The organism is Candidatus Zixiibacteriota bacterium (assembly GCA_040756055.1).
Taxonomy (GTDB): Bacteria; Zixibacteria; MSB-5A5; order GN15; family FEB-12.
The window spans coordinates 211,809-228,042 of sequence record JBFLZR010000002.1 but is presented as its reverse complement, the minus strand read 5'-3'; the positions used below and the strand labels follow the sequence as shown (position 1 = coordinate 228,042).

Genomic DNA, 16,234 nt, shown 5'->3' with positions numbered 1-16,234 from the left:
TGAGCTCCTTTGTGAAATGAGGAAGTAGATTCTGTTATAAATATATAGTCAACGCTTGATTATTAAAGCGTTATTTTTCAAAATCGAATATGACTCTGGCTGAACTGTCGGCGACCACTGACACAGTCTGCTGTCTTTCTCTCGCTATACCATCGATGTCGAGAACGGCCCTGACGTTGTATTGACCCGGCTTGAGCTGGAAGGCGGTCGGGGTTTTTCTTTCCTGAAGTGTTCCGTCGATATAGATTACCGCCCCTATAGTCGGTTTCGAACCCACCTTGAGTTCGCCGAAGGAAGTTTTCGGTTTTGTCGGTCTGGTTGGAGTTGGTTGTGTTGATGGAAAGTTGAAAGTGTAGGTTCGAATGATTGCGGTGTCGGCGTTAATCGCGATTTCATCGAGGATTTCGCCATTGACGGCATCAGCATTGGTGACGCGTACGTTGTGATTACCGGCGCTGAGAGTGATGGAGGCCTGTTCGGCGTCGCTCGCGAGGAGTGAGTTGTCGACATATATGTCGCCGGAAGGATTTACCTGAATTTCGAGGTTTGCTTGCACGGGCGGAGCTGCAATAACGAAAGTGTAGACATCGGAGAAGTCGCCCGCATTTTGACCATGGATTGCCTGGACTTTCCAGTAATATTCGCCCGGCTCGAGTTCGTTGGCCGCGGTATGAGAGTTGGCGGTGAGATTGCTTACTTGCCACGGGATGAGGAAATCGGGATTGTTGGCATATTCGAGGTTGTAAATGGCGTCATCCTGTTTTTCCCAGCGGAAAGTGGGTCTGGTTTCGGTGATGGTCGAGTTATTCTCAGGAGTGAGCGGGACCGGCGGAGCCGAACTTGATAGGGACGACATGATATAGAATCCGATTGCGCCTAGGGCGACGACAGCGGCACCGAGAATTGCTGTTATCGGTACTGCTTTCTTTGTTTTGGCCGGTGTCGGCGAAGGTTGTACGGCGGTGGCGGTCGCGGGAGTCTGCTGCGACAGGACAGCGTCGATTTGTTTGACCATCTCAGTGGCTGACGGGAATCTGTCGGCGGGGTTTTTGGCCATCGCTCGCGTGACGACACGCTCGACGTCTTTCGAGACACCTGAGATTTTGTCTCTGAGGGGTGGCGGGTCGCTGAAAAGTTTGGCGTCGCGGATAGCGAATTCATTATCTCCCTTAAAGGGCAGTTCTCCGCAGAGCATATAGTAGAGAGATGTTCCCACGGCGTAGATGTCGACGAGGGTGTAATTGGTGTGGTCGGTGGGGGTGAATTGTTCGGGGGCCATATAGGACGGTGTGCCGCAGGCGCTTCCGGCCAGGGTCAGGTTAGGGTCGGTTTCGGCCTTGGCGATTCCGAAATCGATCACCTTGACATGGCCGGCGGTATCGATCATGATATTGGAGGGTTTTATGTCACGGTGGCAGATACCTTTATTGTGTGCGAATTCGAGCACGCCGAGCACGTCTCTGGCGATTTTCAGCGACTCTACGATAGTGAGTTTACCTGACCTCTTGATGCGGTCTTCGACAGTCTCGCCATCGATATACTCCATGGCAATCACGATGTCATCGCCGTGGTTAAAGAAGTGTTTGATGCGGCATATGTTGGGGTTACCGTCGAGGAGGGCCAGTTTGTCGGCTTCCTGTCGGAAGCGATCGACGAGGCGGCTGTCGGACAGAATTTTGAGGATGACTTTCAGGTTGGGAATATCTTTGTGAACGGCCAGGTAGACTTTTGCCATGCCTCCGGCGCCGATTTTCTGGAGGATTTTGTAGTTTCCGATCAGTTGGTCGTTCATAGCAGCAATAATATAAATCACGAAGCGCGAAGCAACATAAATGTGGCTTCTCAGGTCGGGGCGAGTCGGCGGAGGTTGGAGAGCTAATTACCGGATCGTCGATTTTCGGCCAGATTTGCTTTTGCCGCGGGGTCGGGGAGTTCGGCGGTGAGAGACCAGAACATGTTCAATTCGGCCAGTTTGATTACGAAATCTTCGTGTGAGAGGGGTTTGGCGATATAGCTGTTGGCGCCGAGCTCGTAAGCCTGGGAGATTTTTTTATCGTGTGAAGAGGTTGTCAGCACGACGACCGGGATGCTTTTGGTGTCGGCCCTGGATTTGAGCACTTTGAGCATTTCCATTCCGCCCATGCCGGGGAGCATGAGATCGAGCAGGATGAGGTCGGGCATAGTGCGGGTGGTTTTATCGTTTTTGTTTTGTTCGCCGTAGATATAGTCCATGCCCATTTCGGCGGTGGTGAAATGTATAACCTCACCGACCAGATTGTTGAATTTAAGCGCGGAGGTAATCAATTCCGCGTGGTCTTCGTTGTCTTCGATGAGCATAACGGTTATGGCTCTTGTATTCATTTTGTCACTCCTCTTTCGAAGCACTTTCGTTGCTGAATGAGTATCGATGTCACTCTATTGTTTTTGTCAGTTCCTGGCGGTTTCTCGATTATTCCTCGGCAATTCGCTGGTCAGGATCCAGTACATTTTGAGGTCGATAATTTTCGCGCGGAACTCCTCATATTTTACAGGTTTTACGATATAGCTGTTGGCGCCGTATTCGTAACCCCTGGCGATTTCTTCGTCTCTTTTCGAGGTGGTGAGAATGACCACGGGGATTTTCTTCGTTTTGGGGTTGGTGCGCAGTCGCTTCAGCATGTCGAGTCCGTTCATGCCCGGAAGCTTCAGATCCAGGAGGACAACCTCGGGCAATGGATTATCCACGTCATCGGTGGAGCCGCCGGTTGCCTCGAAATATTCCAGTGCGGATTCGGCATCGGCAAACCTGACGACACGAATGGCTATCACGGTATTTTTGAGCGCTTCGGTGATCAGCTCGGCGTGATCATCATTGTCTTCGACCAGCATTATCACGGGTATCATGTATTCAGTTCCTCCTCGGTCTCAATATAATCATAATTCGATGCTTTTGTGCTGAGTTATTTGGGTGTTCTGGTCCCTTTCCGGGAGGGTTCCGTCAAGCGGCAGAGTGAAACAGAAGGTGGCGCCCCGGCCGATTCCGGATTCGACCCAGACCTTGCCGCCATGTTTTTCCACGATCCTTTTTACGATCGTCAGGCCAATGCCCGATCCCTGGATTTCGGGTCCGGGGGTCTGGGCTCTTTGGAACATGGCAAAAATCCGCTCGTGGAATTCGGGTGGCACGCCCACGCCGTTATCGCGAACGTAGAAACATCCCATTGAGCTGTTGTTGGATGGCCGACAGCCTATTTCGACGGTCGCGTCCTTCTTGCGGGGCATATACTTAATGGCGTTGTCGACGAGATTTGACAGCATCTGCCGGATACGTTTTTGCCACCCGTTGACGTTGGGCAGGTGGTTGGATTTTACCAGCCTGATGTTTTTTCCCCGGGCGGCGACGGAGAAGGAGTCGAGGATCTCGTCAGTGACGGCATCGAAATTAATGGTTGTCATTTTTTCTTCAACACGTCCAATACGGGATAGTTCCAGCAGGTCGCCGATGAGGCTATCCATCACAGCGGAATTGACGTGGATTCGCTCCAGATACTTTGCCGTGCCTTCATCGACCAGTCCGGTGAGTTTTTCTTTGATAAGCCCGGCGAATCCTGAGATTGAGACGACCGGAGCCTTAAGGTCGTGTGAGACGGTATATATGAATTCTTCCAGTTCGGCTTGTTTCAGTTCGAGTTCCCGGTTGGCCTGAACCAGTTGCCGGTTGTAGGAGGCGATGGTTTCGAGTGCGATTTTGCGTTCAAGGGCTGAAGTAATGTGTCCGGTGACAAAGGAGAGCAGGTCGAGATCGGCGCTGGAGTAGGCGTGATTGTCGGTGTAGTTCTGGACGACCACGACTCCGATGACGCCGTTGGCGGTTTTGAGCGGGACGCCCATCCAGAGTTTCGATGGCTGCCCGACTATATCGGCTTCACCTGCTTGCAGCAGTCGTCGATGGGTAGCCTCATCGGCCAAGAGCGGGCGGCCGGTGCGTCTTACATAATCGGTGAGACTTTTCTTTAGCTGTTCCGGTGTGAAATCGGTTCCGTCGTACTGGTCGACCGAATACGGGAAGGAGTAATATTCGGTTTCGGGATCCCATAAGGCGATATAGAAGTTGGCGGCGTCGATTATGGTGCCAAGTTCTTTGTGTACCAGGGCTATGAATTCACGGACGCCGGGTGCGGAGCAACTTGCCTCGGCAATGTTGACGAGGGCCTGTTGAACCTTCTCATGGCGTTTGCGCTGGGTGATGTCTTCGGCATATTCCACGACGTACTTGACCTCGCCGGTGACGTCCCGGACCGGGAACGAGCGAACTTCTTTGTAGCCGCCATCAACGCTGTTGTGGACCTCGGCGGTGATTGGTTTGCCGGTTTCAAAGATTTCCAGAACGTGGCACTTTTCGCAGGGGTGTTGTTTGTGCAGGAAGACCCTATGACACTTGGGCTTGCTCTGACGTTCCTGTTCGCTGATATAGTCGTGGTCGTGCCAGTTACTCCACACGACATTTAGATTTTTGTCGATGACATTGATCAGTCCGGGGATAGCGTCGAAGACGCTTTGGAGCAGGCTTTGCGAGTTGCGGATTTCCTGTTCGGCCATTTTACTTTCGGTGATGTCGCTGGAGATAACCTGTACGGCGTACATTTCGCCGCTGCTGTTTCTTACGGGGTGGACGGTGGTCAGCAGGATGCGGTCACCCTGGGGAAACTGGACGAGGTCTTCGTATCTTTGAATTTCTCCAGATTCCATGACGGTGCGGATACGGCCGGTATACGCCGCTCCGGCTTCGGCGTGCAGATGAGAAAAGGTTGACCCAATGAAATCTTCGGGTTTACCGCCGAATTGCCTGGCGGCGGCATGATTCATGAGCAGGCAGGTGCCGTTTTTATCGAATACGGACACGAGGTGGTCGGTGCTTTCGAAGAGGACGCGGTATTTTTCTTCCGAGTTTCTGCGTTCTTCTTCGGCGAGTTTTCGTTCGGTGATGTTTTGGGAGAGGGCCAGCCCGCCGGTCGGTTCGTTTCTTTCGTTGAAGACGGGGACGACACTGAGGGAGTAATATTTTCCGCAGCATTTGAACTCGGTACTGCCGGATTGTCCGTTTATGGCCCGTTTGTACAGCGGCTCAAAGATTCCGATCAGGGCATCATCCCAGGTTTCGTAGAGAGACCTACCTTCATAGAAATCGCCGGTTAGTCCATTTTTTCGGAGCTCGGTTCCATCGGCGACGACATAGCGCAGGTCTTTGTCGAATAGGTAAATATCGCTGGTGGGGATGTTGGCGGCGAGGGTGCGATATTGTTCTTCGCTGCGGCGCAGCGCCTGCATGGCCTGGAGACGTTCTTTTTCGACGGCTGTGTGGTGCAGTGACAGGGCGATATCTTCGGCCAATTCACAGAGGAGGCGTTGTTCTTCCGGGCCGAACGCGTTTTGGCGCGGTGCGGAGACGACCATGTATCCATAGTTTCTGTTGTGGTGTTCGAGCTTTGCGGCCATACCGGCTCTTCCGGTGTACAGCTGCGCGAGTGGGCATTCGGGGCAATCCTGAGGCGGGTCTTTGACGGGCAGGACGCCATCGTGAACGTCCAACTGGCGGCAGCAGGGGACGAATTCGCCCTTTTCGATAAGACCTTTGACAACTGAAAATTCGTTTCCCAGTCCGGCTTCGGCGAGCAGTTCGGGTTTACCGTCTTTGGATACTACCACAATCCAGGCGTTATGAAAGCCGCGCGTTTCGACCAGTAGTTCGCACGAACGCTGAATAAGGCGTTGCGGATCCTTTTCCCTGGTCATAAGCTGAGTTACATTTCGCACTGCTTTGAGGACGAGATTGAGGTGATTGATGCCCGCTTCACTCAGGGCCAACTGTTTCACTTGTCTTCGTATGATAAGCCCCACGACGGTGAAGAAAAGCAGGCTCCCGAAAATCAGGACTGTCTGTACCTGTGAGATATAAACTGTTCTCTCCGCGATAATTTTGCGCAACTGTTCTTCTATGGTCGAAGCCTGGGTCACAATTGCCACGAAAGCAGAATCATGCTGGTGGTGTACGTGGCCGGGATAAGTTGTATCGGACAGGCGTCTGATTCGTTCTTCCGCCGTATTGCGGAACTCTGCCAGTCGCAGTTGCAGGTCTCCGAAGACATCGCCGAAAGAGCCGTCCACCACAGAGCGGTAAATTTTGAGGCCTACGGTATCCCCTTCCATAATTCCCCGGGCGTAGTTGTCCGCGATGTCGAGGTGTTGCCAGGCTTTTTCGAGTGATTGTTCGTAGCCGTGGGTGACATATTCTTCCATGTAAAGGTGGGCCAAATTGGCTTCGATTGTGACTTCCATAGCGGCATCGGCCAGAGGTCCGATGGTAGCCATCGTCTGTTTGCTTTCCCTGAGAACAAAGAGCATCGCCGCAAGGATGACAATGGCGGCTGCGGTCAGGGTGAGGTACAGGCCGTATCCCCATTTTCTTGTAAATGTTCTTTCCAAGGTCGTATATTTCTTTCGAATTTACCCTGACTTTGTCATTGGGGCCGGACAAGGGGCGGAAGTACAGGTCGAGAGATCGACGGCAGTGATGCAGTATGACAAAGCACGTTCACGGTCTCCTGCGTGTTGCCGCGAAAGGCGGCGAAACGACTTGGCGGGGAGCGCGGTCCATTCGGTGTTCAGGACAACTTTTCTAAATTAATGGCGCCCCCATTAGTCTACAATATGGGTAGTTTAGGTTGTGATTTCAACAAAAACTGTACTAAAATGTCAAAGCATGATTTCCCCGGGGGGGCGGCATGTAATATCTGCCTAAGTGACTGTCAATTAGTGTCTTATGTCTATTCTGGGTGGCGAACTTCTGGATGCTGCGGGGGTGAAGGTGGTCGCGGAGATTTTGACTATCGCAGAAATGCTTGCGAGAGATAGAATTTTGGCCGTAATTTTTATAGATATTGATAATTTCACGGGGGTAAAGGGAAGTGTTCAGGAAATTAGCCTATAACCTTGTCGTTGTCATTAGCTTGTCGCAGGTGGGTTGTTCTGACGATGAGGAGCCGGTGGTGGGTCCGGATGATAATCAGCAGCAATCGGGGGTGATTCGGGTTCCGGCCGACCAGCCGACCATACAGGCAGCTATTGTGGCCGCTGATGTTGGTGACAGTATAATTGTGGCGGCGGGTACCTATCGGGGAGGGGGTAATCGTGAAATTGTATTTGGCGGCAAATCGGTGACTCTCGTTTCTGAGTCCGGCCCGAGCGCTACTGTGATTGACTGTCAGGGGACTGAGGCGGACTGGCACTTTGCTTTCGACATTACATCGCCCGGGGATTCGGCGGTCGTGATTGACGGTTTTACGATCATAAATACCTATCATACGCAGGGTACGGCGATGAATTTTCGGTCGGTGTCGCCGACCATCAAGAACTGCCTCTTTGTTGATAATGCGGCGTACATTAGTGGTGGAGCCATCAGGTGTAAGGCAGCATCGCCCAGTTTCATCAACTGTGCTTTTGTCGGCAGCAGCGCTCCGGCGGGGGCGGTGGCGTACCTGCTGGCCGCTTCGTCGCCGTCTTTCGAGAAATGCATTATAGTGTCTGCCACCGGGGGCGAGGTAATTGACTGCTCGGACGATCTCAGCCAGCCGGTATTTGTCTGCTGTGACATATATGGCAACGAGGGTGGTGACTGGATTGAATGTCTCGCGGATCAACTTGGGGTTGGTGGCAACATATCGGCGGATCCGCTTTTCTGCGACGCTGCGGGGGGTGATTTTCGTCTGCAGACCGGGTCGCCTTGTAGCGAAGCCAATAGCGGTTGCGGCGAGCGGATGGGTGCGATGGAGGTTGGCTGCCAGTGAGAGGGACTGTGTCTTAAGGGTATGTGAATCGAGGCACAGTGAGTGGAAAACGCAGGAACTAACGAAAATCTCACGCGATTTTAGTTATTTTCTAACATTATTCTGTTCTATATTATTAGTTTAACAATAATTTTTTGGGGCAGATAATGGCGACTGCCAACATATTGGTAATTGAGGATGACGGTGACATACTCGAGTTGGTGACCTATAATCTCCATCGGGAGGGGTATTCCGTCAAGACAGCTACTTCGGGTGAAGATGGTTTTCGAATCGCGAGATCGGATTTGCCGAATCTGGTTATTCTGGATTTGATGTTGCCCGGGGCGGACGGACTGGAGATTTGTCGGTTAATCCGCGGTGACAGCAAGACTCGGCACATTCCGGTCATGATGTTGACGGCCAAGGGGGAGGATGCCGATATCGTGGCGGGGTTGGAGCTGGGCGCTGATGATTACATCACCAAGCCGTTCAGCCCGAGAGTGCTGACGGCGCGGGTGCGGGCTCTTCTTCGTCGCAAGCCGGCGGAAACCAAATCTGACCAGACGACGCTTAAGATAAGAGACTTGGTAATCAACCCCGGACGTCACGAGGTCCTGCTTTCGGGAAAGCCATTAACACTTACGGCCACCGAGTTTCAGTTGTTGAATCTGATGGCGCGGCATCCGGGCTGGGTTTACACACGGGATCAGCTTATTAATGAGATTCGGGGAGAGGATGCGGTCATCACGGACCGTTCGGTTGATGTGCAGATTGTCGGATTGCGCAAGAAGCTTGGTCATGCCAGTGACTATATCGAAACTGTTCGTGGAGTAGGATACCGGTTTAGAGAGTAGATATGCCCCGACGGAAGATTTTCTGGCGACTGATGTCGCCTTACCTAATTGTCATTTTATTATCGGTGCTGGTTCTGAGCTGGTTTGCATTTCGCTCACTTCGGGATTTCTACCTTGACCAGACGGAAGAGGGTTTGCTCTCCAGGGCTCATCTTATCGAGAATCAGGTCAGACGTCTTTTGATATCACACTCGGAATCATCGGCGGTTATCGATAGCCTCTGTAAGAGGCAGGGTGAGTTATCGTCGACGCGCCTGACGGTCATGCTTCCATCGGGCGTTGTTGTGGGTGATACGGATGAGGATCCGGCGGCGATGGAGAATCATGGGAATCGTCCGGAGATGAAGAAGGCGCTGGAGGGAGATGTCGGCCGCGCTATCCGTTACAGCAATACTCTTCAGGTCTCGATGATGTACGTGGCTATACCGGTGGAAAACGAAGGTAAGCTTATCGGGGCGATAAGAACCTCGGTGCCGATTTCAGCCATAGAGGGCGCTCTGGACGGGTTACGGTATCGGGTTGTATTGGGTGGAGTTGTCATTGCTCTGATGGCAATGTTAGCCAGCCTGTATATTTCGCGACGTATTGCCCGGCCGCTCGAGCAGCTCAAACAGGGTGCCGATATGTTCGCGCGGGGGGAGTTGGAGCATAAGCTGCCGGTTGCGGATTCGGAGGAGATAGGCCGTCTGGCGGAAGCCATGAACAGTATGGCGCGAGAACTCGATGAACGCTTGAGTACGGTGGTGAAGCAGCGAAACGAGCGGGAGGCGATTTTGTCGAGCATGTCCGAGGGAGTGATTGCGGTCGATGCTTCGGAGAATATTCTCAGTCTGAACGAGGCGGCTGAAAGACTGATGGACATAAAGGAGATAGAGTCTGTTGGGCGTAGCGTTCAGGAAGTTTTACGCAACACTGACCTCCAGAGGCTCGTTAGGGAGACGCTTGCCGCCGGGCACAGTGTCGCCGGTGAGATAAGGGTTAACGGGCGCGGGGAGAGGTTTTTCCACGTCAATGCCACATTATTGAAGGATGCGGACGGTAACGGTCTCGGAGCGGTGGTGGTGCTGAACGATTTGACCAAGATCAAGCAACTTGAGCGTGTCCGCAAGGATTTCGTTGCGAACGTATCTCATGAACTTAAGACACCGGTTACATCGATAAAGGGATTTGTGGAAACGCTGCTCGACGGGGCTCTCGACAGCCGGGGCGATGCCGAGAAGTTCATGAGGATAATCGGTAAGCACGCCGACAGGTTGAGTTCGATCATTGACGATCTGCTTGCTTTATCGCGAATCGAAGAGGAGGCCGAGGAAAAGCAGATTGAGTTGAGGGTGGTTTCTTTGCGGGCGGTGCTGGTGAGCGCGGTTCAGATTTGTCAGGGGAAGGCGGATTCGGCCAAAGTTAAGATTGAGGTTGATTGTCCCGAGACCGCGCAGGCTGAGCTTAACCCCCATCTTATGGAGCAGGCGGTTGTCAACTTGATTGACAATGCTGTCAAATACAGCGATGAGGGCGGCGAGGTGTTTGTCCGGGGCATAGCCGGGGAAAACGGGGTGAGAATAAGTGTTCAGGATAACGGATGCGGGATAAAGCAGGAGCATATACCTCGTCTTTTTGAGAGATTTTACAGGGTTGACAGGGCTCGCAGTCGTGATCTTGGGGGCACGGGGCTTGGGCTTGCGATAGTAAAGCATATCGCTCTGACACATAAAGGGGCAGTTCGGGTGGAAAGCGTGTACGGCAGGGGCTCGACCTTCACCATAGAAATACCTCAATCCAGGCAACCGGTCGGTTAGCCGGCTGGGTCTCAGGCGAATAGTACATCGTTTAATCCAATTTTAACTCACATCTAACTGACGGCTAACGGGGGGCTTGTTAATCAGGAGGTCAGATGCTGGTAATTACTGAAGGTGGTGTTAGAGTTTTCACTCAAGATTAACCAAAGTCTAATATAATCCTAACATTTCAGCGGTTTTTACGGCACGTAGCGAAGATAACCATACCGAAGGTATGATAGATGACGAAAACAATTTTTCGGAGCAACGAAGTAAAACTTCGAACCAAAACTATGGGAGTACGGATGAGAAGGTTTGTAATGCTGATGGTGGTTCTGGCGCTGGTGGCGACCGGGAAAAATACTGATGGCGCTGAGACGACGGTTGGTGGGAGAATCTACGCCGATTGGATGATGGATTTGACTGACGGAGCAGAGAGCTACAACGTTTTTGAGTTAAGCCGGGTTTATGTAGACGTTAAGTCGAAATTATCGGACTACACATCACTGCGCGCGACGCTCGATATCAGGGAAACGGACGGTTTTGACGGATACAGCATGATATTGAAGTACGGATTTCTGGATTGGAAGCCGAAGTTCGCGAACAATGTGATGACGTTCCGTTTCGGTCTTCAGCCGACTCATTATATCGATGTTATGAGTGATCTGTGGGGAAGGCGTTATCTGGAGAAGGTCATTGCGGATCACCGGTCACTTCTGACCTCTTCGGATCTCGGCGCGGGCCTTATGTTCTCGTTCGGTGAGAAGAACAAGAACGGCTACTTTGCGGCCAATGTCTGGAACGGCACTTCTTACACCAAGGTTGAGGAGTTGAACAAGCAGAAGGATTTCAGCGGGTTTATAATCTTCAAGCCGCTGGCAGACAATGCTGATTTCGAACGCACGGCTATCATGGGTCAGGCTTATTTTGGCACTCAGAACCGCGAATTTGAAGAGGGTGAATCCGCCTCGGATTATGACCATTCGCTCATTTCGTTCGGTGGTATGCTCGGCTATCGCAATACGTTGGATCTTGGCGCTGATATCAATATAAACAAAGAAGGTCAGGGTCCGGATGCCGAGGACATAACCGAGAATGCCTTCTCGTTTTTCGGCACGCTGTATTTCGAGGACATGGTGGCGGCTGAATCGCTGTTGAGGACGTTGAATCTGTTTGGCAGGGTCGACATGTATGATCCGAACACCGACGTTGACGACAACGGCAGAACTTATGTCATGGGTGGCGTGGAGTGCGTACCGGTGAAGGGTTTCAAGGCCTCGGTTAATTTAAGAAGTGTCAGCTACCAGGCTGAGGGGGTCGATTCGGATACATATCTGTATTTCAATACAGAAGTGAAATTTTAGACAATAATAAGAAGAAGTCGAAAAAGGAGACAAGGGCAGATGAAGAAACTGTTGATCACACTGATGATCGTTGTGGTTGGCGCCGGATTGGTGTTTTCCGGCGGTACGGTCACGATAAAGGGTTCCGACACGCTGGTTCGTCTGGGGCAGCGCTGGGCGGAAGAATACATGAAAGAGAATCCGGGTACGACGATTCAGGTGTCCGGTGGCGGGTCGGGTACCGGTATTGCCGCATTGCTTAACGGTACGACCGATATATGCGAAGCCTCGCGCGACATGAAGCAGAAGGAATATGACCTTGCCAGGGAAAAGGGCCTCGAACCGTATCGTGTCTCGGTGGCGCTTGATGGTATCGCGGTGTTTTTGAATGAGAGCAATCCGGTCAAGAATCTCACCTTCGCTCAGTTAAAGGGCATCTACACGGGCGCTATCACCAACTGGAAAGAGGTCGGCGGCGGTGATGCCAGGATCATTGTTTATGGTCGTGAGAACAATTCGGGCACCTATGCCTTCTTTAAGGAGCATGTGCTTAACGAAGAGGATTATTCCGACTACACGCAGACTCTTCCGGGTACGGCTGCGGTGGTGAACGCTGTTTCCAAGGATGTCAATGGTATTGGATATGGCGGTATCGCCTGGGCGACGGGTGTCAAGTTTGCGGCGGTGGCAAAAGATGACAACAGCCCGTTCATTGAGCCCTCGGTTGAGGCGGTCTCGAACGGGACCTACCCGATTTCAAGGGATCTCTATTGGTTTTTTGCCGGCAAGCCGACCGGAGAGTTGAAGAAGCTTTTGAACTGGGCTTTGTCGGAGAAGGGGCAGAAGATTTCCGAGTCTATAGATTACGTGCCGCTTCCGATGGAAGCCGCCAAGAAGTACATGGTGGACTAAAATTCCCTTTGTGCTAATCCCTGATAGAATGGCGGGGTGGTGGTGCCGTGAATAAAGCAGCCGCCCCGTCGCAACTTTTTCCGGGTTAGAAGATGGAACGCTACGAATTTAAGCCAAAGTCCAGGTTGAGGGAATTTCTCGGTGAGAAATTGATTTCGATTAATGCCTATGCCGCGTTGATCGGAATATTCTTGATCTTTTTGTTCATATTCAAAGAGGCCATACCGATTTTCACTGATCCCGAAGTTCAACAGGAAGCCAGTGTTGAGAAGATGGTTTTCAAGCAGGAGTACTATGAGGGGCGGGAGCCGAAATGGTCGTGGCAACCGAACTCTGAGGTGCCGAAGTACTCGTTATATCCCCTGGTCCTTGGTACGTTGAAGGCGGCGTTGATAGCGATGTTGTTTGCGGTTCCGCTGGGTGTGGGAGCGGCGATTTACAGTTCGCAGTTCGCTTCGAGGCGAACGCGGGAAATTATCAAGCCGTTAATCGAGTTGCTGGCGGGGATTCCGTCGGTGGTGCTTGGCTTTTTCGCGTTGATAGTGCTGGCGACCTTTCTGCAGAAGACCTTTGGATTTGTCTTTCGGTTGAACGCCATTAATGCCGGTATTGCTCTGGGACTAACGGTGATCCCGCTAGTTTTCACCATTGCGGAGGACGCGATGACATCGGTGCCGCAGTCGCTTCGCGACGCCGCGATGGCGCTCGGGGCGAATCCGTGGCAGGTGTCTTTTACGATGGTTTTGCCGGCGGCGTTCCCCGGCATAGCGGCGGGTATTGTGCTGGGGTTCGGCCGGGCGGTGGGTGAGACGATGATTGTGTTGATGGCATCGGGCAACGCGGCGATTGTATCGGCGAGTTTTACGGATTCGATTCGCACGTTTTCGGCAACGATAGCGGCGGAACTCGCGGAAGTTGTTTTTGGCAGCACACACTATAATGTCCTGTTTTTCATCGGCACGCTTCTTTTCGTTTTCACTTTTCTGATTAACCTCGGTGGTGAGTTAGTTCTGATAAAACTGAAAGAAAAGCTTCAGGGATCGATGTCATGAGTATTATGAAGCACGAAGCTGCTGTTGCGGCGACAGAGGCGATTCATCATGATTTCAAGCCCAAGTCGCGCGGGCTGATTCCCAAGGGATTAACGCTGGCGGCGGTAGTAATCATTGCGGCGATGCTTGCCGTTATACTCGGGAATATAATTTATGGAGGGGTGGGGACGATTAGCTGGGAGTTTCTGACGCATCCGCCGGAAAACGGTATGGAGGCGGGCGGTATTTTCCCGGCGATTTTCGGCACCGTGGCGCTGGTGATACTTATGACGATTGCGGTGGTCCCGGTAGGGGTCATGACGGCCATTTATCTTGGCGAATATACGACGGGTACCTCGCCTTTGACCAGGATAATCAGACTGGCAATAAATAACCTTGCGGGTGTACCGTCGATTGTGTTCGGGCTGTTTGGCCTGGGTTTTTTCATTGGCTTTGTCGGCAACGGGATGGATAAACTTCTTACCGATGGAACCTCGCCGGTGTGGGGCCAACCGGCCATCATCTGGGCGTCGTTGACGATGGCTTTGTTGACGCTGCCGGTGGTGATAATTTCGACCGAGGAGGCTTTGAGGACGATTCCGCGGGAATTGAAGGAAGCGAGTTATGCTCTTGGCGCCACGAAGCTCCAGACGATCGTGCGCATCATAATTCCGCAAGCGATGCCGGGGATACTGACCGGGGCTATACTGGCGGTCAGCAGGGGGGCCGGTGAGGTGGCCCCGATCATGTTTACCGGCGCGGCGTATTATCTACCGTATTTGCCAAGTAAGTTGTATGATCAGTTCATGGAGTTGGGTTATCACATTTATGTAATGGCGACGCAATCGCCCGACGTGGAGGCGACCAAGCCCATACTATACGGAACGGTGTTGGTATTGCTGGTTTTGACCTTCATGTTGAATTTCACGGCCATTTTTATACGCTCGCGATTGAGAAGGAGGCGAGTAAGTGCCTGATAAACGAGAGAATGATACCGAACGCATCACGATGAACATCGCCTACAACGGGGAGAGCGATGGTATCAAGCCGGATGCCGCCGCTGAATATAAGATGGTTATCGATAACGTGGATTTCTTTTATGGGACGCAGCAGGCGCTGAAGGATATCTCGCTTAAGATAGAGAAGAACCGGGTGACGGCGCTGATTGGTCCCTCGGGTTGCGGCAAGTCGACATTTCTTCGGACTCTCAACAGGATGAACGAAACGATTCCAAACACCCGCATGAATGGTAGAGTGCTATTGGACGGGGTGGATGTTTACAGGGATTTCAGAGACGCGTCGGTTCTGCGGACGCGGGTGGGCATGGTGTTTCAGAAGAGCAATCCGTTTCCGAAGTCCATTTTCGACAATGTTGCTTACGGTTTGCGGGTAAACGGCATTAGCGACAAGCAGGTGATTGCGGAGGCGGTTGAAGAGACGCTCAGGAAAGCGTATCTCTGGGAAGAGGTCAAAGACAAGATGGGCAAGAGCGCTTATATGTTGTCCGGCGGGCAGCAGCAACGTTTGTGTATCGCTCGGGCGCTGGCGGTCCGTCCGGAAGTGCTGCTTATGGACGAGCCGGCTTCGGCGCTGGACCCGATATCGACGACCAAGATAGAAGACTTGATCGCGGAATTGAAAAAGAACTATACTATCGTGATTGTCACACACAATATGCAACAGGCGGCTCGTGTCTCGGATACGACGGGATTCTTCTACGAAGGAGTTCTCATAGAATCCGGGCCAACAAAGAAGATATTTACCAAGCCGGACAAGAAGAGGACCGAGGATTATATTACGGGAAGGTTCGGATAAGAGGAAGTTATCGTATGACGAGGCATTTTCAACGCGAAATAGACCGGCTGAAAAGGAACATGCTTTCCTTGAGTGCGCTGGTTGAAGAGAGTGTTCATATGGCGGTGAGGTCGATTTTGGAGCGGGATGAACAGTTGGCTAATCAGGTGGTTGAGCGTGACTCGGAGATCGACCAAGTCGAGGTGGAGGTTGAGGAAGATTGTCTTAAGATCATGGCGCTTCATCAACCGGTGGCGATCGACCTGAGGTTCTTGATAGCGGTGTTAAAGATTAACAATGACCTTGAACGGATTGGCGACTTGGCGGTGAACATTGCCGAGAGATGTATTTCGCTGGCGAAGCTTCCCATGAAAGAGATCGTGTTCGATGTTCAGGCGATGGCGGATATCGCCAAGTCGATGCTTCGCAGGAGCCTTGACGCCCTTGTGAATCTCGACGTCAGGCTGGCCAAGGATGTGGGCGCGGATGACAATAAGATCGATGCCATGCACCGGGATACGTACACGGTAATAAAGAAGGCGATTCTGGATGATCCATCACAGGTGGATCAGTTAATTCACATGCTCGCGGTATCGCGTCATCTGGAGCGTATCGCCGACCACGCGACAAATATCGCCGAGGACGTGATATATATGATAAACGGGGAGATTGTCAGGCATCGGGTACCGGAGCCATAAGCGAAATCCGTTCTTTCCATGGGCG

The 16,234-nt window shown here is 52.2% G+C and carries 13 protein-coding genes; 9 read left to right on the top strand and 4 right to left on the bottom strand.

Going from position 1 to position 16,234, the window contains the following annotated elements:
* Window positions 1–70: 70 nt before the first annotated feature.
* The 4 genes from AB1483_04360 to AB1483_04345 form a co-directional block, all read right to left on the bottom strand.
* A complete protein-coding gene (locus AB1483_04360) occupies window positions 71–1,792 on the bottom strand; it encodes a serine/threonine-protein kinase (GenBank protein ID MEW6411692.1) in 1,722 nt (573 codons plus the stop codon).
* A gap of 83 nt (window positions 1,793–1,875) precedes the next feature.
* A complete protein-coding gene (locus AB1483_04355; GenBank protein ID MEW6411691.1) occupies window positions 1,876–2,361 on the bottom strand; it encodes a response regulator in 486 nt (161 codons plus the stop codon).
* Window positions 2,362–2,427: 66 nt separating this feature from the next.
* Complete coding sequence (locus tag AB1483_04350; protein MEW6411690.1) at window positions 2,428–2,883, bottom strand: response regulator; 456 nt, start codon at window positions 2,881–2,883, stop codon at window positions 2,428–2,430.
* A gap of 30 nt (window positions 2,884–2,913) precedes the next feature.
* Window positions 2,914–6,462, bottom strand: a complete 3,549-nt coding sequence (locus tag AB1483_04345; GenBank protein MEW6411689.1) for a PAS domain-containing protein — start codon at window positions 6,460–6,462, stop codon at window positions 2,914–2,916.
* Window positions 6,463–6,944: 482 nt separating this feature from the next.
* On the opposite strand from AB1483_04345, the gene AB1483_04340 reads away from it, so the two are divergent.
* The 9 genes from AB1483_04340 to phoU all read left to right on the top strand — a co-directional run bounded on the left by AB1483_04340 (window position 6,945) and on the right by phoU (window position 16,209).
* On the top strand, window positions 6,945–7,823 hold the full coding sequence (locus tag AB1483_04340) for a hypothetical protein (GenBank protein ID MEW6411688.1): 879 nt from the start codon (window positions 6,945–6,947) through the stop codon (window positions 7,821–7,823).
* A 146-nt stretch (window positions 7,824–7,969) separates the two neighbouring features.
* Window positions 7,970–8,656 (top strand): response regulator transcription factor, encoded by a 687-nt coding sequence (locus AB1483_04335; GenBank protein MEW6411687.1) that lies wholly within the window; start codon window positions 7,970–7,972, stop codon window positions 8,654–8,656.
* Between the two features lie 2 nt (window positions 8,657–8,658).
* Entirely contained in the window at window positions 8,659–10,452 is a 1,794-nt protein-coding gene (pnpS, locus tag AB1483_04330; protein MEW6411686.1) for a two-component system histidine kinase PnpS, read from the top strand.
* Between the two features lie 284 nt (window positions 10,453–10,736).
* Entirely contained in the window at window positions 10,737–11,795 is a 1,059-nt protein-coding gene (locus AB1483_04325; GenBank protein ID MEW6411685.1) for a hypothetical protein, read from the top strand.
* 39 nt (window positions 11,796–11,834) lie between these two features.
* A complete protein-coding gene (locus AB1483_04320) occupies window positions 11,835–12,686 on the top strand; it encodes a phosphate ABC transporter substrate-binding protein (protein MEW6411684.1) in 852 nt (283 codons plus the stop codon).
* Between the two features lie 92 nt (window positions 12,687–12,778).
* Complete coding sequence (gene pstC / locus AB1483_04315; protein MEW6411683.1) at window positions 12,779–13,738, top strand: phosphate ABC transporter permease subunit PstC; 960 nt, start codon at window positions 12,779–12,781, stop codon at window positions 13,736–13,738.
* 5 nt (window positions 13,739–13,743) lie between these two features.
* Window positions 13,744–14,694 carry a phosphate ABC transporter permease PstA gene (pstA, locus tag AB1483_04310; GenBank protein ID MEW6411682.1) on the top strand — a complete coding sequence of 317 codons (951 nt, stop codon included), beginning with the start codon at window positions 13,744–13,746 and terminating at the stop codon, window positions 14,692–14,694.
* A 94-nt stretch (window positions 14,695–14,788) separates the two neighbouring features.
* Complete coding sequence (gene pstB / locus AB1483_04305; GenBank protein ID MEW6411681.1) at window positions 14,789–15,532, top strand: phosphate ABC transporter ATP-binding protein PstB; 744 nt, start codon at window positions 14,789–14,791, stop codon at window positions 15,530–15,532.
* Between the two features lie 14 nt (window positions 15,533–15,546).
* On the top strand, window positions 15,547–16,209 hold the full coding sequence (phoU, locus tag AB1483_04300; protein ID MEW6411680.1) for a phosphate signaling complex protein PhoU: 663 nt from the start codon (window positions 15,547–15,549) through the stop codon (window positions 16,207–16,209).
* Window positions 16,210–16,234 lie beyond the last annotated feature (25 nt).

Excerpts from the sequence above, each read along its gene's own strand:
- AB1483_04360 (MEW6411692.1), bottom strand. The coding sequence starts at position 1,792 with ATGAACGACCAACTGATCGGAAACTACAAAATCCTCCAGAAAATCGGC.
- AB1483_04355 (MEW6411691.1), bottom strand. The coding sequence starts at position 2,361 with ATGAATACAAGAGCCATAACCGTTATGCTCATCGAAGACAACGAAGAC.
- AB1483_04350 (MEW6411690.1), bottom strand. The coding sequence starts at position 2,883 with ATGATACCCGTGATAATGCTGGTCGAAGACAATGATGATCACGCCGAG.
- AB1483_04335 (MEW6411687.1), top strand. The coding sequence starts at position 7,970 with ATGGCGACTGCCAACATATTGGTAATTGAGGATGACGGTGACATACTC.
- pnpS (MEW6411686.1), top strand. The coding sequence starts at position 8,659 with ATGCCCCGACGGAAGATTTTCTGGCGACTGATGTCGCCTTACCTAATT.
- AB1483_04325 (MEW6411685.1), top strand. The coding sequence starts at position 10,737 with ATGAGAAGGTTTGTAATGCTGATGGTGGTTCTGGCGCTGGTGGCGACC.
- AB1483_04320 (MEW6411684.1), top strand. The coding sequence starts at position 11,835 with ATGAAGAAACTGTTGATCACACTGATGATCGTTGTGGTTGGCGCCGGA.
- pstC (MEW6411683.1), top strand. The coding sequence starts at position 12,779 with ATGGAACGCTACGAATTTAAGCCAAAGTCCAGGTTGAGGGAATTTCTC.
- pstA (MEW6411682.1), top strand. The coding sequence starts at position 13,744 with ATGAAGCACGAAGCTGCTGTTGCGGCGACAGAGGCGATTCATCATGAT.
- pstB (MEW6411681.1), top strand. The coding sequence starts at position 14,789 with ATGGTTATCGATAACGTGGATTTCTTTTATGGGACGCAGCAGGCGCTG.
- phoU (MEW6411680.1), top strand. The coding sequence starts at position 15,547 with ATGACGAGGCATTTTCAACGCGAAATAGACCGGCTGAAAAGGAACATG.